This is a genomic window from Plantactinospora siamensis (genome assembly GCF_042434095.1).
In the GTDB taxonomy this organism is placed as follows: domain Bacteria; phylum Actinomycetota; class Actinomycetes; order Mycobacteriales; family Micromonosporaceae; genus KBS50.
Genome location: NZ_JBHLUE010000019.1, coordinates 1 through 18,261 on the forward strand (window position 1 = coordinate 1; position 18,261 = coordinate 18,261).

General features: G+C 72.1%; 19 protein-coding genes. 4 read left to right on the forward strand and 15 right to left on the reverse strand.

From position 1 onward, the window contains the following. The 5 genes from ACFFHU_RS22335 to ACFFHU_RS22355 all read right to left on the reverse strand — a co-directional run. Nucleotides 1–2,101: tetratricopeptide repeat protein (locus ACFFHU_RS22335; RefSeq protein ID WP_377341910.1), on the reverse strand; the 2,101-nt coding region annotated here is incomplete at its 3' end. 505 nt (nucleotides 2,102–2,606) lie between these two features. Continuing rightward, the gene (locus ACFFHU_RS22340; protein WP_377341912.1) at nucleotides 2,607–3,167 is read right to left on the reverse strand and encodes a hypothetical protein; all 561 of its coding nucleotides are present in this window, start codon (nucleotides 3,165–3,167) and stop codon (nucleotides 2,607–2,609) included. A gap of 49 nt (nucleotides 3,168–3,216) precedes the next feature. Continuing rightward, nucleotides 3,217–4,017, reverse strand: a complete 801-nt coding sequence (locus tag ACFFHU_RS22345; RefSeq protein WP_377341913.1) for a class I SAM-dependent methyltransferase — start codon at nucleotides 4,015–4,017, stop codon at nucleotides 3,217–3,219. Beyond that, nucleotides 4,014–4,631: a hypothetical protein gene (locus ACFFHU_RS22350; RefSeq protein WP_377341914.1), complete on the reverse strand. Its 618-nt coding sequence runs from the start codon at nucleotides 4,629–4,631 to the stop codon at nucleotides 4,014–4,016. The genes ACFFHU_RS22345 and ACFFHU_RS22350 overlap by 4 nt, the downstream gene beginning before the upstream one ends. A gap of 67 nt (nucleotides 4,632–4,698) precedes the next feature. Next, on the reverse strand, nucleotides 4,699–5,301 hold the full coding sequence (locus ACFFHU_RS22355) for a dihydrofolate reductase family protein (protein ID WP_377341916.1): 603 nt from the start codon (nucleotides 5,299–5,301) through the stop codon (nucleotides 4,699–4,701). A 301-nt stretch (nucleotides 5,302–5,602) separates the two neighbouring features. Between ACFFHU_RS22355 and ACFFHU_RS22360 the strand changes: the two genes are divergently transcribed. The 4 genes from ACFFHU_RS22360 (at nucleotide 5,603) to ACFFHU_RS22375 (ending at nucleotide 8,468) form a co-directional block, all read left to right on the forward strand. After that, complete coding sequence (locus ACFFHU_RS22360; RefSeq protein WP_377341918.1) at nucleotides 5,603–6,217, forward strand: alpha/beta fold hydrolase; 615 nt, start codon at nucleotides 5,603–5,605, stop codon at nucleotides 6,215–6,217. Then, nucleotides 6,193–6,663 (forward strand): cytochrome P450, encoded by a 471-nt coding sequence (locus tag ACFFHU_RS22365; RefSeq protein WP_377341921.1) that lies wholly within the window; start codon nucleotides 6,193–6,195, stop codon nucleotides 6,661–6,663. Before ACFFHU_RS22360 ends, ACFFHU_RS22365 begins: the two co-directional genes overlap by 25 nt. Before the next feature lie 132 nt (nucleotides 6,664–6,795). Then, nucleotides 6,796–7,701, forward strand: a complete 906-nt coding sequence (locus tag ACFFHU_RS22370; protein WP_377341922.1) for a hypothetical protein — start codon at nucleotides 6,796–6,798, stop codon at nucleotides 7,699–7,701. A 110-nt stretch (nucleotides 7,702–7,811) separates the two neighbouring features. Next, the gene (locus ACFFHU_RS22375) at nucleotides 7,812–8,468 is read left to right on the forward strand and encodes a hypothetical protein (protein ID WP_377341923.1); all 657 of its coding nucleotides are present in this window, start codon (nucleotides 7,812–7,814) and stop codon (nucleotides 8,466–8,468) included. A gap of 108 nt (nucleotides 8,469–8,576) precedes the next feature. Here ACFFHU_RS22375 and lepB read toward each other — a convergent pair whose 3' ends face one another. The 10 genes from lepB to ACFFHU_RS22425 form a co-directional block, all read right to left on the reverse strand. Then, nucleotides 8,577–9,095: a signal peptidase I gene (gene lepB, locus ACFFHU_RS22380; protein ID WP_377341925.1), complete on the reverse strand. Its 519-nt coding sequence runs from the start codon at nucleotides 9,093–9,095 to the stop codon at nucleotides 8,577–8,579. A gap of 159 nt (nucleotides 9,096–9,254) precedes the next feature. Further along, entirely contained in the window at nucleotides 9,255–9,878 is a 624-nt protein-coding gene (locus tag ACFFHU_RS22385; protein WP_377341927.1) for a hypothetical protein, read from the reverse strand. 123 nt (nucleotides 9,879–10,001) lie between these two features. After that, the gene (locus tag ACFFHU_RS22390) at nucleotides 10,002–11,879 is read right to left on the reverse strand and encodes a potassium channel family protein (protein ID WP_377341930.1); all 1,878 of its coding nucleotides are present in this window, start codon (nucleotides 11,877–11,879) and stop codon (nucleotides 10,002–10,004) included. Nucleotides 11,880–11,885: 6 nt separating this feature from the next. Next, a complete protein-coding gene (locus ACFFHU_RS22395; RefSeq protein WP_377341932.1) occupies nucleotides 11,886–12,272 on the reverse strand; it encodes a DUF6394 family protein in 387 nt (128 codons plus the stop codon). 100 nt (nucleotides 12,273–12,372) lie between these two features. After that, the gene (locus ACFFHU_RS22400) at nucleotides 12,373–13,275 is read right to left on the reverse strand and encodes a PIG-L deacetylase family protein (protein WP_377341933.1); all 903 of its coding nucleotides are present in this window, start codon (nucleotides 13,273–13,275) and stop codon (nucleotides 12,373–12,375) included. Next, on the reverse strand, nucleotides 13,272–13,838 hold the full coding sequence (locus tag ACFFHU_RS22405; protein ID WP_377341939.1) for a cupin domain-containing protein: 567 nt from the start codon (nucleotides 13,836–13,838) through the stop codon (nucleotides 13,272–13,274). The genes ACFFHU_RS22400 and ACFFHU_RS22405 overlap by 4 nt, the downstream gene beginning before the upstream one ends. Nucleotides 13,839–14,069: 231 nt before the next feature. Further along, nucleotides 14,070–15,236, reverse strand: coding sequence for a hypothetical protein (locus ACFFHU_RS22410; RefSeq protein ID WP_377341940.1), 1,167 nt, complete (start codon nucleotides 15,234–15,236; stop codon nucleotides 14,070–14,072). Beyond that, nucleotides 15,233–16,510, reverse strand: coding sequence for an MGDG synthase family glycosyltransferase (locus ACFFHU_RS22415; protein ID WP_377341942.1), 1,278 nt, complete (start codon nucleotides 16,508–16,510; stop codon nucleotides 15,233–15,235). Before ACFFHU_RS22415 ends, ACFFHU_RS22410 begins: the two co-directional genes overlap by 4 nt. A gap of 204 nt (nucleotides 16,511–16,714) precedes the next feature. Further along, nucleotides 16,715–17,311 (reverse strand): hypothetical protein, encoded by a 597-nt coding sequence (locus tag ACFFHU_RS22420; protein ID WP_377341944.1) that lies wholly within the window; start codon nucleotides 17,309–17,311, stop codon nucleotides 16,715–16,717. Nucleotides 17,312–17,462: 151 nt separating this feature from the next. Continuing rightward, the gene (locus ACFFHU_RS22425; protein WP_377341946.1) at nucleotides 17,463–18,056 is read right to left on the reverse strand and encodes a hypothetical protein; all 594 of its coding nucleotides are present in this window, start codon (nucleotides 18,054–18,056) and stop codon (nucleotides 17,463–17,465) included. Between the last annotated feature and the right edge of the window lie 205 nt (nucleotides 18,057–18,261).

Sequence of the window (18,261 nt, forward strand, 5' to 3'; positions counted from 1 at the left end):
CGACCAGCGTCCCCTCGTACAGCGGAATCGCCTCCCCCAACCGACCCGCCGCCCGGTACGCGTAGGCGAGGTTGTTCCGCGACGCCAGCGTGTCCGGATGCTCCTCACCCAACACCCGCTCACACGCGACCAGCGTCCCCTCGTACAGCGGAATCGCCTCCCCCAACCGACCCGCCGCCTGGTACGCGGCGGCGAGGTTGTTCCGCGACCTCAGCGTGTCCGGATGCTCCTCGCCCAACACCCGCTCACACGCGACCAGCGTCGCCTCGTACAGCGGAATCGCCTCCCCCAACCGACCCGCCGCCTGGTACGCGGCGGCGAGGTTGTTCCGCGACGCCAGCGTGTCCGGATGCTCCTCACCCAACACCCGCTCACGCGCGACCAGCGTCGCCTCGTACAGCGGAATCGCCTCCCCCAACCGACCCGCCGCCCGGTACGCGAAGGCGAGGTTGTTCCGCGACGTCAGGGTGTCAGGATGCTCCGCTCCTAGTCGTGCCGTGGCTGCGGCGACGATCGCTTCGCCCGACTCGATGGCCGCCGGATACGAGCCGCGCGCGGTGAAGTGGCGGGTCAAAGCGTTGTTGAGACCGAACACTCGGGCACTCAACTCATCGTCCAGCTCGTTGATCAAATCTAAAGCTTGTCTCGAATGCGGGGCGAGCACCTGCCATGCATCCCAGTCAGCGGGGTCAGCCGGATCGATCTGCTCTTTAGCGGTCACGACCAGACCCGCCGCCGCCGTCATCAGACGCGTTCGCGGCCCGTCCCGGTCAGCCCACCACCGGCACACTTCGGCCACCAGGGGGTGCACCAACAACCCGTCGCCCGCGTCCGCACTGACAGACAGCCCTTCGACCACGCCCACCGCCCGCAGGCCCGACAACCCCGCCGCCAACTCCGCACGGCCCTCTTCTCCGCCGGAGAGCAGCCCGGCATCCGCCAGCACTGCTGGGTCCAGCATCGACACCGGCACCACCGACCCTGGCGCTAGATACGACAGCACCCGAAGCACGGTGCGTGCCCGTACCCGACCCTGCCGCTCCAAGGCATCCAGAGAGATCTCCCAGGTCGACATGACCAGCCGACGCGGATCCCGCTCCCCCCACCCCGGCGCACCCTCATCCACGAGGCTCAACGACCGGTCCGTCAGCAAACGCAGATAACCGTCCAGCCCAACTGCGGCCAGCCCCGAACCCAGATACGACCCCGCCAGGTGCACCGCCAACGGCAACCGGCCCAACCGATCCGCCACCGCCACCGCCGCCCCCATCAAACCCGGCTCGTCCGTCCGACCCATCCGGTCCAGCACCATCAACGCCGCCGATCTCTGATCCAACTCTCCCAGCGGAAACCACCCCACCCGATGCCCCCACACGCGCCGATCCGCCACCCGCGTGGTCACCAGTACGACTCCATCGCCGGCAGACCGCAGCCAACCGCCGCCTCCCGCCACACTCGTGCCGCCCGGGGCCAACACCGCCGGATCATCAGCGTTGTCGACCACCAGCAACCACCGGTCCGACACCCGCTCCAACCACCGCCACACCACCCCGGCCAACGCCAGACCCGAATCGGCCTCCGTCACCTCCTGAGCCGACGCACCCGCCTCCCGGGCCACCGCCGACATACCAGCCACCAACGACGGCCGATCCACCGCCGACACCCACCACACCCGCCACCCGGCAGCCCACGCCTGCCCCGCAGCCGCCAACGCCACCGTCGTCTTCCCGCACCCACCCATCCCCGCCACCACCCGCACCCCCGAACCAGGGGTTACAGGTGCCAACACATCCCCCACCATCGCCTCACGACCCCGCACCACCACGGGCAGCTCACCCATAGGTGGATCCACCATCCCAGTCCGGACGGGCTCCGCATGCACCTGTATGGACGCCGAATCGGGCACGTCATTCGGCATCGAGACAGCGGGAGACGTATCCCGTGATCGCTGTACCGACAGCGCCGAGACCGCCAAGACAAGCAGCAGCACCGTGCCCACCAACAACGACGGAAACGGATACCGCTGAACGACGTCCAAGCCCCAAGCCCACCGCCTTTCTCCGCTCGCCGCGTTGACCGTCAAAGCGACCACCTGCGTCACGAGGATGGTGAGCATTAGCAAGGCCGCCGACAACAGCGCGGCCAGCGAAACGGACCGCCTACGCCGACCCCGCACCACCACAGTAGATCACGCTCCGCCACGATCAGGTCACCAAGCCAGACCGCCCATTGAACCGCACCCGCGCACGACCAGCCATCCCACTCACCGGGCGTACACCTCAACCGTCAATGCCACCGGTGATAGTTCGGCTGCCGATTAACCGAGCCGATCAGCTGCCGCGCCGCTGCGCGGCTTGCCATCGGCTACCGGGGCCCAGCCGCGCGGAGGACCGGCGGCACGGCAAGCCGCCCCCGGCCGGAGAGGCCGGGGGCGGTAAGCCGCACACGGCCGGACAGCCGCGCCCAACGCGCAGCCGTGCCAGCCACGTGCCAGTAACCGGTGTCTCAGACGGTCCCGAACGGTCATGATCGGGCAGCTCGACATTGTCGCTGACCAGACACTACGGACAGATCACGACAGCCGTAAACGATCTTCCTCCTCGCGGCTACCCGACGACGAGGCTGATCACCAGGCCAAGCACGGCCGTGACCGAGGCGCCGACGCCGAACCGCCGACGGCTCTCCGGTTGGGCGCCCCAGCTGCCGTCCCGGAACGGGATGGGCTCGCCCCTGAGCCGGGCGCGCAGCCAGCGCACCGTCAGGAAGCCGAGGGTGAACAGCAGGACGCTGAACAACGCGCTGGCAGCGCCGAGGATCAGCGCCTGTCCGGCCGGGGTGCCGGCGGCGGCCTCGTACGCCTCCCCGGGGTGCTGCCGGAACACGGTCGGGACTTCGACCGCGACCAGCAGGCCGAGGACGGCGACAAGCCCGAGCCAGGGCTGGCGCATGGACGGGGCCGTCAGGTCCATCGCGTCGGCGAGCAGGCAGAGGATCAACAGACCGAAGGGAAGCCAGCCGAGCACCGTCACCAGCGGCACGGGCACGCCGGACAGGACGTCGGTCAACCAGAGCATGACGCCGTCGCCCGCGAAGATGGCGCTGGCGAACAGCAGAAGCCAGAGGATCAGGTACGCGCAGCCGATCCGTCCGACGCCCGGAGCCGTCATGCCCGGTCAGGCTAGCCGGTGCGGGCAACCGGCCTGGAGCGCAATGCCGCTACCGTTCCCGGCGGCGCGCGAGGTGCGCCACGATCTCGGCGGAGAGGTCAACCGCCGCCGGCAGCACCCGCCGGATCTCACGGAACGCCTCCTCGCGGACCGGGGCGGGCAGTTCCAGGTAGGCCGAGATGGTCGACAGGTGGCCCACGTAGTCGTCGGCGCTGATCGTCAACCGCCGATCGAGCACCGACTGCCGGACGTCGGTGAACCACTCGGACCGCTGCAGCTCGGTGCCCGGCCACTGCATGGCGTGCTCCGGCGGCGTGCCGTCCGGCGACGGGATCTCGTCGGTGGCCAGGAACGGCGCCCGGGCCGCCTGGACCGCCCGCTCCACGGCCGGATCGGCCAGCCGGACGGGTCCGCCGAACGAGGCGAACACCCCGCCGGGCGCCACCAGCGCGGCCACCCGCGCCCACCGGCCTGCCGGGTTCGTCCAGTGCAGCGCCGCGGCCGCGTACACCAGGTCGTAGCTCTCCCCCGGCGCAAGGTCCTCGAACGCGGCCCGCAGCGCGGTGACGGTCGGCGGCGCCTGCCGGCGCAGTTCGGCGAGCATGGCCTCGTCCGGTTCGGTCGCCGTGACGGCGATGCCCCGGGCGGCGAACAGCCGGGTGGCCTTGCCGGTGCCGGCCCCGATCTCCAGGGCGGTCCGGACGGGCCGCTCCGCGTACGCCAGCACCAGGTCGGCGAGCGCCGGAGGGTATCCGGGCCGGAACCGCTCGTACGCCTGCGCCACCGCTCCGAAGCTCAGCGCCCGCTGCGCTGACCCGGTGCGGTGATCGTGGTTTGGGTCGACATTCATGGCCGGGGAGCGCCGTCCCAGGTCCAGCCCGTCTGGGCGGGTAGCCCCGGCAGGTCCGCGCGGCCGGTGGCCCACAGCAGGGTGGGCCAGGGGGCGTCGCCGGAGGGCGCCGCGGGGAACAACCGGCGCAGCGCTACCGCGCACAGGTCGGCCGGCGGCGACCAGGTCAGTCCCAGGCCGGCGGCCACGTCGTGCATGTGTACCAGGACCTCGACGACGCCCATGGCGGCGAACCCGGCCGGATCGGACGCGCCGTAGTTGTGGAACGACAGCCGGTCCGGCGGCGTGGCCGCGACCATGGCCGCGAGCAACGCCGCGCACGTCTCGAACACCTGCAGCAGCCCGGCCGGTCCCTCGGCGGGATCAACGAAGATCGTCAGAGCCGGGCCGCCCGGACGGCGTTGCTGCCAGCCGAACGGGACGTGGGTGCTCGTGGACGGGTTCGCCGGACCGAGTTGGGCGGCGTAGGCGAAGAGGTCGTCGCTCATGTGCTCGACCGTCTCCCAGCAGCTCCACGCCAGGTCACCGGCTGGCTGCTGCCAGTCGAGGTGGCTGGCTGTCGCCAGGGTTTCCAGGGCAAGCCCGGCAGCACGCGTCACGTCGTCGGCCCTCATCCCCACCATTACGGGGCCTCGGCGGGCCGGACGCAACGCATTTCATGCCCAGCGCCCTGGCACGGCGTCACCCGGGCGAGTCGGCCGCGGTGGCGTAGGTCGCGATGATCGCCCCCGTGCCGGTCAACCGGCTGCCGACCAGCCGCAGCGGGCTGGGGCCGCCGCCGTCACCGAACAGCCGCTTGCCGCCCCCGAGCACCAGCGGGTCGATCATCAGCCGGAGCTCATCCACCAGCCCCAGCGCCAGCAGGCTCCGCACGAGCCCGGGGCTGCCGATGAGGTGCAGGTCCCGGCCCGGCTCCGCCTTCAACGCGCGTACGGCCGTACCGAGGTCGCCGCTCAGCAGCGTCGAGTTCGACCAGCCGAGCGGCGCCCGCAGGGTCGTCGAGGCGACGTACTTCGGCAACGTGTTCAGCGGCTCGGCGAGCACCTGCTGCTCCTGCGGCGCCGCCGGCCAGTGGGCCGCGAAGATCTCGTACGTGCCGCGCCCCAGCAGGTAGCCGCCCGCGCCGCGAACGTTCTCGATCACCCAGTTCATCGACACGTCGTCGAAGTAGCGGGCATGCCACCCGCCGTGCCGGAAGCCGCCGGTCGTGTCCTCGTCGGGATAGCTGGGGGCTTGCACCACGCCGTCCAGGGTCATCCATTCGTTCGCGATCACCTTCCGCATTCCGCGGCCTCCTCCGCTCGTCGCCCGCCGCTCCACGTCAAGCGGAACGATCCGTCACCGGCTGGGACGGAGCCGGACGGCCGTCCTCGACAATCCCAAGAGAGGCGCCCCGCGCGATCAGTACGTCGGCACGGGCGGCGCGGTGGGCGGTCCGGTCAGCACCACGGCGGCCGCTGACCCACCTGATGTGAGGGACCCTTCCGTTCGGACCGCCCGGCGGCTACGGTCCACAGTGCCAGCGTTCGCTGGTGATCCGCTCGCTGTCCGCCGCAGCGCCGCGGCGGTGGAAGGGGTCGCCGTCATGACGATCAGCGACAGCAGCGCCGGCGACTCCCCCACCGGCCCGGTCAGCGCCGGCGACTCCTCTACCGGCCCGGTCAGCGCCGGCCAGGGACCGCGTAGGGTGCTGGCCCTGCACGGCTGGTTCGGCTCGGCGCGCGGCTGGGGTTCGCTGCCCAACCTGATCGACGGAGACCGCTTCACCTGGGCCTTCCTGGACTACCGCGGCTACGGCGCGCGCCGGGAGGTCACCGGTGAGCACAGCATCGGGGAGATCGCCCGCGACGCGCTCGACCTCGCCGACTCCCTCGGCTGGGACACCTTCTCCGTCGTCGGGCACTCCATGGGTGGCAGCGCGGCGCAGCGGGTGCTCGCCGACGCGCCCGACCGGGTGGAACGGCTCGTCGGCATCAGCCCGGTCCCGGCCAGCGGCGTGCCCTTCGACGACCAGGGCTGGGCGCTGTTCGACGGCGCGGCCACCAACCCAGACAACCGGCGCGCCATCATCGACCTCACCACCGGCAACCGGCTGTCCCGCCGCTGGCTGGACGAGATGGTCCGCTTCTCCCTGGAGCACAGCACCGCCGAGGCGTTCGGGGCGTACCTGTCGGCTTGGGCGCACTGCCGGGCGCGATGATCGCCCTGCTGGAGCACCCCGAGCAGCTGGCGCGGCTGCGCCGCGACCCGGCCCTGTTCGACACCGCCGTCGACGAGCTGCTGCGCTGGTGGACCCCGGTGATGGTGTTCCGGCGCACCGCCACCGCGGACACCACCGTCGCCGGGGCGCCGGTACGGGCCGGTGACAAGGTGGTGGTGTCGTTCGCCTCGGCCAACCGGGACGAGCGGGTCTTCGCCGACCCCGATCGGCTCGACCTGGCCCGCCAGCCCAACCCGCACCTCGTCTTCGGGTACGGACCCCACTTCTGCCTCGGCGCGCACCTGGCCCGGTGCCAACTCCGGGCACTGCTCGAGGCCCTGCTGAGCCGCACCACCAGCATCGGGTACGCGGGGCCGCCCGCGTACCTCCGCTCCAACTTCCAGCGCGGCGTGAAACGCCTGCCGATCCACTGGAAACGCCGCTGACCCGCTGACGGGGTCGCTCCACGTAGTCAGCCGCGGGAACCCGGCCGCTCGATCCTCCCCAGCGACATTGGGCCGACGCATGGCCAATGAGTGGACATCCGATCATGCCGATGCGCAAGGTAGCCTCTCGGGATGGTGGCCGGGCATGGGCAGGACAGCGTTCCCGACGGGCCAGTGCGGGAGAAGCGATTCGGCCAGGTCGCTCGCGCCGTGCGCGAAAATCTCAGCGTGGGAGTGGACCTTGTCTTGGTCCACAACGAGAGAGTGGTGCGGGGTCGCCAGCCGCGCGCAGCGCTGAACAGATCGATCGTCGTGACGGCAGTGGGAGCTTGGGACCGCTTCATCGCCGACACGCGTTCCGCTTTTCTTGCGGATCCGGCCGACGATTCGTGGGGCGACGGCTCGGAAGATTCCAAGACAGGGCATCTGTACGCCTTTGAGTCGCAACGCGTGCTGATGGAGGCCCGTGCATGCGAGCGCAGCTTTCTCGATGAGCTGCGCGTGTCGGCGGCCACGAGCTGGAGTGGCGTGCGGATGCAGTCAATGGAAGACCTGGTCGGGGTGGCTCCCGGTCGACTGTCGGGGCTGACTTTCGCACAGCATCTCAATCAGTGGATCACCCTGCGCAACGCGTTGGCGCATGGCAGCCTACGTCGACTACTCGCCAGAGTTGACGACCCAACAAGGTGGACCGATTCACGCATCGGGGACCCCTACGCCAGTGTGATCTACGGACGCTATCGACTGTGGCGTTCCGATGCCGAAGGGAATTCGAACGCTCCAGAGGAGCAGCGGATGGTCGGGGCGACGATCCAGTCCGGGTGCGCTCGGTCGTGCCTCGCCCTCATTGTGCAGCTCGTCGACTGGCTGATAGTGGAGGTCGGCTCATCCTTTCAGCGACACTGGGACGTCGAGGAGCTTCGGCTCCCGGCAGCATGGTTTCAACGGGGTCTGCCGGGATCGTTCCGCGGCGCCGATGAGGATGATTATGCCCATTGGACGCTCTGGGGCGGCCCGCAACTTCTCCGCCGATGGTGACTCTCGGTCGATCCCGTTAGCTTCTGCCCACGATTGTGGGCGTAGCCAGCGCCACGGCGTCGCGCCGAGCGGGCACCACGGCAGGCTCTCGAGGGGGCACGATCGGCGGTATGGATACCGCAACGTCGGCCGAGCACCCCGCGTGGTGGCGGGGGCGCACTCCGGACCTCGCGCCGGTGTGGGGACCACATACCGTGGTGCTGTCCGGTCGGGTGTCCGACGTCGACCTGACGGCCGCTCCGCTGGACGAGTCGCAGCTTCGCGCCGTTCGGTTCGATCGCGCCGAGGTGACCGGTGTCGATCTAAGCCTGGACGAGCTCGCCCTCACCACGATGTGGTCCTCGTTCGACGGGTGTGTGTTCCGGCAGCGCGGCAGGCGGCTGCATCGGGACGGGTACGAGCCGCAGGGTTCGTTCGGGAACCGGCCGTGCATCTACCGTTCATGCACGTTCGTCGGCGTCCGTCTCCGGATCCGGGCCGGCTTCCACGTGGGTGAGGCGCGCTTCGAGGACTGCACCTTCGAACGCTGCCGGTTCGAGGAGTTCTTCTCCTTCTCCGCGGATTTCGTGGGCTGCCGGTTCGTCGGCCCCATCAAGATGGCGGCGATCTACGGCACGGATCCACATACGGGGCGACGCAACGAGATCCATGGCAACAACTTTCGAGCGGCAGGGCTGTCGGACAACATCGGGCTACGGGCAGACTTTCCCGTCGAGTCGCAACTGTGGCCCGAGGGGTTTCCCGTGGGGCACCCGCCCCGAGCCTGATCTCCTAACATGCCGGACCCGTCCGGCGCGGCGCGCTGGGCAGCCGTCGAACGGGTGCATTGACCGGTACGGCCCCGCGGTGCGTCCGCGGCACCGGTCAGGTACCGGTCAGCTGACCATCACGGCGAAGACCGACGACACCGGAACCGCACCGGCGCACCGGGAGTCGTTCGACCGCGCCCGGTTGTCGCCCATGACGAAGACGGAGCCGGCCGGCACCCTTACCGCGGCGAACCGGCGCGGCCCGCAGAAGTCCGGGTTCGGCGGCTCGTCGAGCGGCGAGTTCTCCATCACGTACGACTCGGTCAGCGGCTCGCCGTTGATACTGACCTTGCCGGCGGAGTCGCAGCAGGCGATGGTTTCGCCACCGACCGCCACCACACGTTTGAGCAGCGTCTTCCCGTCTCCCCAGGCGCCGCCGGGGGAATGGATCAGGACGATGTCCCCGCGCCGAGCCTCGTACGTCCCGTTGACTCTTCTCGCGTTGACCACCTGGCCGGCCTTGACCGTGGGTTCCATGCTGACGCCGCCCTGGGTGAACTGTTCGGTGGTCTCCTTCTGGGTCGCGGCGCCGTCGCCGCAGCCGGTGACGGCCATGACGAGAAGGAACGCCATCAGTTTGCGCATTCGGCGGATCCTGCCAGAGGCGACGGTGCCATGTGGTCCGCCGTCGGGGCCGCCGTCAATTCAACACGGGCCAAACCCGCAGCTCGTCCATCGTCAGGTCGGAGTCCCCGGGTGTGGTGCGGGTGCTCCGAGCCATGTGCGTGAGGCTGTCCGCCAGCGCTACGGCGCGTTCCCCCACCGCCGCGGGCCCGGCTGAGGAACGTCGAGGTCGACCAGGAAGCCGCGGGGTTGCCACCGCGGTGCCGTCAGTCGGTCGCCAGCCCGACCGGCGTACTGGGCGGGGCTGAGGAACCGGATGCCGCCGGGTACGCGCTCCTGTTCGGGCGGCGCCGGATCCGCGCCAGAGGTGTCGGTGCGCAGACGCCCCGGGGAGGCATCGGGGACGTCGGTCAGCCGCACGTGCCCGGGGCGGCGGACCCACCCTTCGGTATCCAGGTCGCACAGGTCGTGCACCACCCGGACCCGCCGTACGACGCCGGTCGTGGCGGGCAGGTCGCCGATCAGCCCGAGGTACGCGTCGACGCCTAGGCAGCCGTCCAGGGCGACCTCACCACCGCGGTGGTCGCCCGCCCGGACCGCGAGCAGGTCGCCGGCCGTGATGAGCTGTGCCCACGGGCGGCCGTCGGCGTCTTGCAACGGGCTGACCCGGAAGACGACCTGACGCAGCACGAGATCGTCGGGCAGTTCCGGGTGGTCGAGCCAGCTAAGCCGGGTCGTCACCCGCTCGCCGAGAGACCAGGTGGCCGCGCGGGGGTGGGCGTCGAGCAGGACCGGCCAGGGCACCACCTCATCGTGCCATCCCGCCGCGCCGGCGCGCGGTGCTCCGGCAACGGAACCCTCGCTGGCACCCATCGCCGGGCAGACGGAGCTGGCGGAGCTGGCGGCGGCGGGGGCTCGACGCTGCGGTCAGGACGGCGGCGGCGCCCGGTGACCGGTGAGCCGTCGCCACAGCCAGCTGTCGGGCACCCGCCGGCCCGACACCACGTACTCGGTGACGGCGTCCACCGTGAGGGTCGTCTGCAGCGCGCGCCGGGCCTCCGGCCGGCCGACGAGCAGCAACTGGTCGCCCTCGGCCAGCGTGAGGTCGTCATCGGGGGTGAGCATGGCCTCGCCGCCGCGCTGGGCCATCAGGACCACCGCGTGCAGCCGGTGGTCGCGGTCGGCGGGACTGCGCAGCAGGTCACCGAGCCGCACCTGCCCGCCGGCCAGCCGGTGGACGACGGCGGGGGTCTCCCCGGCGTCCACCGCCACCTTCCACAGCGCCGGCAGGCGGTGGCCGCACCGTTCAGCGAGGCGTTCGATCAGGGCGGCGGCCCACGGGTCGCCGCGGTCGGGCAGCTGGCTCAGGAACTGCCACAGCAGGGGGGTGCTCAGCCGGGCGTACACCTCCTGGGCGACCACCTCTGAGGGCACCAGCAGCGCGTCGATCTGCATCGCGGAGAACAGCGCGGCGTTGGCCGAGCTGTTCTGCCGGGCCACCACGAACAGGTCCGGTGCGATGTCGCGGGCGGCGGCCAGCGCCGACAGGTTGGTGGTGTCGTTGTCGGTGGCCGCGACGAAGCCGACCGCCTCGGTCAGCCGGGCGCGGGCCAGCACGTCGGGGTCGGACGCGTCGCCGACCAGGGTCGAGTCCTCCTCGTGGCGCGCGGTATCGATGACGGTCACCTCCCACCCCTCGGCGCGCAGGTCGGCGGTCAGCTCCCGGCCGAACCGGCCGTAGCCGCACACCACCCAGCGACCGGCGTCCGGTGGCGACCCGCGCGGGGGCAGCTCGGCGCCGGGGCCCGCCTCCAGCCAGGACCTGAGCTGGTGCGCGGCGGGCGCGCGCAGCGCCAGCCGGAGCCGGTCACCGAACCGGTCGAAGGGGTTGACCACCGTCGGCGAGCCGAAGGCCAGCATGCGGCGCCCGATCGCCCGGGAGACGGTACGGGCCACGACGGGCAGCTCGGGTCGCAGCAGGGCCGCGGCCATCGTGACGGCCAGGTTTGCCTCATCGTCGTCGGTGAGCGCGAGCACCCCCTCGCAGCGCGGGTGTTGCAGCCCGGCCACCCGCAGGTGCCACGGGTCGCGCACGTCACCCGCGAGGCCGGGGACGTCGGCGTGGTAGGACTCCAGGTCCAGCCCGTCGATGTGCTGGGCGGCCATGTCGACCACGACGAACCGGCGGCCGAGATCGTCGAGGGCGCGGCCGAGGGTCCGGCCGGCCCGCCCGTACCCGGCGATCAGCAGGAACGGCTCGCGCAGCCGTGCCACCGTACGGGTGACCTGCTGCACGCCCAGGGCCTGGCGGAACCCGCGGTCCTGCAGCAGGTTCAGCAGCGAGCCGATCGCGTACGCCCAGCCGACCACGGTCAGGTAGATGGTGACGGTCACCCACAACCGCTGGGCCGTGCTGAACGCGTGCGGGATCTCCCCGAAGCCGATGGTGCTGGCTGTGTAGCTCATGAAGTAGAACGCGTCGAACAGGCCCATCCGCCACGGCTGGCCGGTTTCGGTCCGGCCGGGGATGAGCGTCAGGCCCAGCACGCTGATCGCGAAGATCACAATGAGGCTGACCAGCGGGGCGCGCAGCCGGCGCAGGATCAGGAAGATCGTCGTCGACGGGTACAGGGTGGAGTCGGTCGGGATGTCCCACCGGGCCCGGCCGCGCCGGCGCCCCCCGGCGGACCGACCGCGGCCGGTCTCCCCCGCGGCCAGGCCGGGGCGGGTCTCCCCGGCGGCCGGGCCGGGGCGGGTCTCCGCGGCGGCCCGGCGACGCCACCCGGCCGGCGAACGGCTGTTCACGGTGGCCTACCTGCGGTAGAACGACACGGTCTCGGTCACCAGCAGGACCACGGCGACGAGGTTGGCCAGCAACGCGCCCCCGGACAGCGACACCACGGCGGCGGTGCCCGCGCCGGTCAGCCCGTGCGAGGAGACCTGCGAGGCGATGACCCAGGTGACGGCCGCGGCCAGCAGCTGGAGGTCGGCCACCAGGCTGGTGGCCAGGTGGACCGCGCCGATCTGCGTACGGTCGCCGAACTTCAGCGCCGTGGCGATCAGGTTGACCACCACGGCGGCGAACAGCTCGTACACGCTGTGCAGGGCGGGGTTCGAGATGTCGCCGATGAAGAAGCCGAAGTTCAGCGTCGCCGCGAGCACGACGAAAAACCCGAAGATCACCTTCTCGAGGCTCATGAACGCTCCACAGGTCCGGAAAGGGCGGCCGGCGGCCGCCGGTGCAGACCCTACGGCCGTGCTGGCGCCCCCGCCCGGCCAACCGGGCCGGCGCGCACGATCACCCGCACGCCGCGTGGTCACCGCCGCCGCTCGGGCGCCCACAGATCCCGGGAGACCGGCCCCGGTGTTCGGGGTCGATGAACCACTCCCAGGCGAAGAGCAGGTCGTAGACCGGGCGGGGAATCCGCAGGAACGCGGCGAGGGTCCGATCGGCGCCGCCCTTGGCGGCGGTCTGGCTGGTGTGGGTCCGCAGCGCGGCCCGCTTGCGCCCGGCGTATCGCAGCACCGGGATGCGGTGGGTGATCTCCGCGCGGGCGCTGTAGGCGCGGTCGAGGCTGCCGGGGTCGAATTCGGATGGGAGGAGACGCACCTTCGATGCGAGGTCGACGCCGCGGCGGATGATGTCCCGCGGCAGGGTGGCCTCGAGGGTCCGGGGTGTCCCGGCGAGTTGGGCGGCGCGGGCGGCCACCGCGTGGACCCGGACGTGGTCGCGGTGCCCGTAACCGCCGTTGCGGTCGTTGCTGAGCAGCAGGTTTGCCCGCTCGTCGCGCAGGATCGCGGCGAGCCGCTCGGCGGCCTCCTCGACGGGGGCGTTGACAAAGCGGGTCCGGCCGGGCGGGTTGGGGTGGTTCTCCGGGCCCATCCCGCTGTCCGCGTAGCCGAGGTGCTCCACGCTGGCCACCCCGAGCGCCCGCGCGCTCTCGCGGGCCTCGGCGCGCCGCCGCACCCCGAGCCGCCGCGCGCCGGAGTCCCACGCGCCGCCGAGCCGCCCGTCCGCGATGCCGGGCGGGCCGCCCAGCTCGCCGTCGGTGGCGAGGACCATGACGACCCGGTGGCCCGCGGCGGCGGCCCGGGCCAGCGTGCCCGCGGTGAGCAGGGCCTCGTCGTCGGGGTGGGCCTGGAAGGCCACGACGGTACGCGGCGCGGGCGCGCCCCGCCGCCGTGGCGGCGCGGCGCTCACCGAGCCCGCAGCCGTCGATACCGGGCGTCGGCGCCGGTCCCCGCGGCGAGCCGGGCGGCGCCGCGGACCACGACCCTGACCAGCCGGACAGGCAGGAACGGGGCGCGGACCTCGGCGGCGAACTCGTCCATGAACAGCAGCAGGTCGACCGGGCGGGGCAGCCAGCGCGGCCGGCCGTGCTGGTCGCGCGCCAGTTCGGCGGCGACCCGGAGCAGCTCCGCCATCTGCATGGCCGGCCGGGTCTCCACCAGCACCACCGCCTCGGTGGGCCCGGCGTTGGCGAAGTGGTGCGGTACGCCGGGCGGCACCGTGACGCTCTGGCCGGGCCCGACGACCCGGCGGCGCCAGCCGAGGCGGAACCGCAGGCGTCCCCGGATCACGCTGAAGCGCTCCTCCTGTCCCGGGTGGACGTGCCCGCTGGGTACCCGTCCGCCGGGGGCGAGCCGGAGTTCCCACGCCAGCAGCTTTCCGCCGGACTGGGCGGCCGAGACGCGGATCCGGATCCGTTCGCCGCTGACGGGGTTGTCGATGACGGGCCCGGTGAAGTCGTCGGTGCTGGACATGCTCCGATGGTGCCCAGGCCGGGCGGCGCACCGCGTCCCGCGCCCGACGACAACGCGGGGACACGCTGTTCGTAGCCGTGCCGGGCGCGGTGACCGGCGCGTACGCCGGTGGACGTAGCCGGGCTGCGACCGCGGGCGTACCGGCGGAAACCGCGGCCGCCGACGCAACCGCCCGGCCGGAGCGTACGGGTCGTCCCCGCCGGCGCCGCAGGGCGACAACCGACCGAGCCGTCAGGACCGGGCGAGGATGCGGGCGAAGGCGTCCAGGTAGTCGCTGTCGCCCTGCCGGTCGCGCAGCACCCAGTACTCGGCGCCCCAGAACAGGTAGGCGCTCAGTTCGGTGCCGGCGCGGCGCGCCCAGCGCAGGCAGTCGGTGTAGGTGTGGATGAGGCGTTCCGGCGGGCAGCTGGCGGGGGTCCCGGCGTCGGGGCTGGGTGGCACGGTCACCGATTCCCACGGTTCCGCCTGGCCTTCGGTGACCATCACCGTCCGCCCGGAGCCGATGACCCGGGCGAGCAGGCGACGCCGCCGCCACGCCGGCAGCACGCCGGTGGCGCCGTCTAGGTAGGCGCTCCATCGGCCGATGCTGCCCACGGCGTGCCGCGGGTAGTGGTCGATGCCCACGATGTCGGCCAGCCGTTCGGCCACAGCCACCGAGTCGCCCTGGTCCCTGGTTCGCCACCACTGGTGCGCGAGCACCGCGGTCGAGGTGGGCAGGAAGCCGTTCAGCAGGATGGGCCGGGCCGGATCCGCGGCCCTGACCGCGTCCACCTCGTGCCGCACGAAGGACTCCGCGAGCCGCCAGGAGTGCTCCATCCCGAGCGGGTCGACCCCTTCGTGCTCGACCTGCCAGGCGACGATGGCTTCGCGGTCCCGGTAGCGCCGCACCAGCCGGGTCAGGTGTTCGGTGGCCGCTGCCAGCAGGGCCGGGTGGGAGGCGCCGTCGATGAGGCGGCCCTCGGGAAGGTCGCCGTCGAGGCGGTGGCGGGGGACGAAAAACTCGGGGTAGCCGAACGATTTGACCGGGCCGAGGCAGACGATCACCCGTTTGCCGGCGCGTTCGGCCGCGTCGACCTGCCAGTCCAGCTCCGCCGGGTCGAAGCCGCCGGGCGCGGACTCGACGCGGTCCCAGTAGGCGCTGATCCGCAGCATCTCGAAGGGGTAGGCCAGCAGCGTTTCCAGGGTCTGCCCGGGATCGAGGCCGAGGTCCTCGCACTGCCTGGGCCGGAAGCTGATGCCGAGCTTCGTGCCTGCGCGGCGCCCCACGGGCGCCCGGCGCCACTGCCCGGTCGACTTCCGGGCGGTCGGACCCACCCGCAGCTCGCTCAGCAGCGGGACCGCCGCCCCGAGCAGGCCGGTCGCGATCGATGCCCGGCGAAGGGCGGTGGTGCGGCTCATCGCCGATCCTTTCCTGGTTGGGCCTGCCGGAGGTCGCCGGGGCGGGTGAGTCGGGCAAGGAGTTCGGCGATGTCGGCCGCGGCGGCGGGGCGGCCGAGGCGTGCGGCCGAGGCGCGCATCCGGTCCAGCGCCGCCGGGTCGGACCGCAGCTGGTCGACCTGGGTTCGAAGCTGCCGCCGGCCGCGTACCGGACGCGCCGCGCCGGCTCGTACCGTGATCTCGGTGTTGCCGTTTTCCTGCCCGGGCAGGTGGCCGGCCAGCAGCATGGGTGTCCCGCAGGAGGCAGCCTCGGCCACCGTCCCGGGCCCGGCCTTGGTGACCAGCAGGTCGGCGCCGCGCAGCCAGTCGGCCATGTTGGACACGAAGCCGGTCACCGTCAGCCGGCCCCCGCTGGCGGCGACCAGGCCGTCGAGGCGAGCCCGGGTCCTCTCGTCGCGGCCACAGACCGCCACGACGTCGACGTCGGGGACACCGGTGATGATCGTGCGGGTCCACGCGGTGATCCGGCGGCCCCCTTCGCCGCCGGCCGCGACCAGGACGACGAAGCGGTCCGGGCGCAGTCCCAGCGACGCGCGCAGCGTCGCCCTGGCGTCCGGGCCGGCCGGGCCGGCGCGAAACTGTGCGCCTACCGGGATTCCCAGGGCCGCGCACCGGGCGGGCGCCGTTCCGGCGTGTCGGCCGGCCTGCCGCGCCAGCGCGGGGGTGGGTGTCACCACCCGGTCGACGGCCGGGTGCCACCACCCGCGGTGGGCGGTGCCCAGGTCGGTGACGACGCTCACCAGCGGTGCCCCGGAGGCGCAGTCGCGCCGGGCGGCGACCGCGGGTGAGACCAGCAGCGGGTGCAGCAGGATCACCGCGAGGGGCCGGTGCCGGACCAGCGCCGCGGCGATCGGCGCCCGCGCGTACCGGGTCAGCGCGCGGCGCAGGATCGGCAGGGTCACCGTGGTGTTGGTGGCGTGGAACAGCAGCCCCCACAGCGGAGGGCTCCAGCGCACGAGCGGGCCGTACCGCCGGCAGGTCCACCGCAGCGCCCGGTGGGCCTCGACGCCGGTGAGCGGATCGCAGACGACCGTGACGAGCCGGCCGGAAAATCGACTCTGCAGCGCCTGCCGGAGCGCCTCTGCGGCGGCGCGGTGACCGCCACCGGTGTCGGCGGTCAGCAGCAGGATCGTGCCCGGCGCGGTCGGGTATGGACCGGTGGTGGCCGGCGTCGGCGGCGCGACCGGGCCGGGCCGGTCGCGCCCGGTTGGTCTCGGCCGGAGCAGGTGTGACACAAGCCGCGACGCTATGCGGCGCCGGGCCGCCCCTCATCCGCGCCGGCGCGACACTTCGGGTACGCCGCCGGGCGTACCCGGGCACGGCCGATGGGAGACGTTCGCGCTCGGCCGGTGGCTCTTCCCAGCCGGCGGGTCAGGTCGGTCGCCCCGGCCGGTCCCGGTCGCGCTGACCGGGGCCGACGGGGCGTACCGGCAGTCCGTTTACCCGCAGTTGCGGATCCACTCGACCGGGGTCCAGTCCTGGGTGCCTACACCGGTGGCGGTGAACGACCTGATGACGTTTTGACCGACGTCATAGAAGGTCACCCTGACGTTGTCCACCTGAGCGTTGTTGTAGAAGCCGCCGGAGGGGCCGGCGAACCAGTTGTACAGGTGGTACTGGTGGCAGGCGAACAGGTCGAAGACCTTGTAGCCGCCGAAGGGCAGGGTGGGATCCCACACCATGGCACAGAAGTTGCCGCTGTCGCAGGGCGTGTGGAACGGGTCGGTCGTGTACCGGATCTGGGCGGCCGCCGGGCTGATCGTCGGGGACACCGCGGCGCCTCCCGGACCACCACCGCCGCCCGGCCGGCCCGGCCGCCCGGGCCGCCCGCCCGGACGGCCACCGCCGCCGGGATGGCCGCGGTCCGCGAGGGTTACGCGGCTGGCTGACGCGCTGCCGAACTGCGTACGTTGGTGGGCGGAGGCCGGGACCGCGAGAATTACCATGCCGGCCAGGAACACGCCCAGCAGGGCGAGTCCACGGGTCAGCGCGAGGAGCGGCCGGACCCCGGGTTTGGGTGCGGATCTGGTGAACATCTGATGCTCCTTCCGCGGCGCGTTCGCCGCGCTGGCCGACCTTCGTCCACGCATGCGTCGACGAGCCGGATGATTCGACACGGGGGCGAGACGGAACGCCGGTCCGGCCCCGATTACTCGACCGGGCCCGCCGCGCAACGCGGCTGATCCGCTATTGACAGTTCACGATCGACCAGACCGGAAACCAGTTCTGGGTCCCGATACCTTTGGCAGTGAACGACCTGATCGGCGGTCCGCTTTGAGGATAGAAATACACGGTGGGGGCGGGGGAACCCGTCTGCTGATTGTTGTAATAGCCGGTGCCCAGCCACTGGGTCAGGTAGTAACGCTGACAGGTGAACAGGTCGAAGACCTTGTAGGTCCCCGCGGGCCTCGTGGGGTCGAGCACGAAGACGCAGAGGTTCCGGCTGGCGCAGGTCGTGCGCGTCGGGTCGGTCGTGTACCGGATCTGGGCGGCCGCCGGATTGATCGTCGGGGACACCGCGGCGCCACCCACCCCGCCGCCGCCCGGCCGGCCGGGACGGCCGGGACGCCCACCCGGACGGCCCCCGCCGCCCGGATGGTGTCCGCGGTCCGCGAGGGTCACGCCGCTGGCCAGAGCGCCGCTGGCCTGGGCTCGCTGGTGCGCGGAGGCCGGGGCGGTGAAGGTGAGAACGCTGGCCAGGACCACGCCCAGCAGCGCGAGAGCGCGGATCAGCGGGATGACGGCCCGGGCCACCGGGTTGCGCGAGGATCTGGTGAACATGTGACGCTCCTTCCGCGGCGCGTTCGCCGCGCTGGCCGACCTTCGATCCACATGCATCGAACAAGCCGGATAATCGACACGGTAGAGCGCCGGAAGCATCCATAACCAGGCTCTCTCGCAACCCTGATCGGACAATTTCCAGATTGCCGAAAAGTTACAGAAGTGGGCCCGAGTCGGCCTCGCTTTCACCATTCCGGGGACGTGA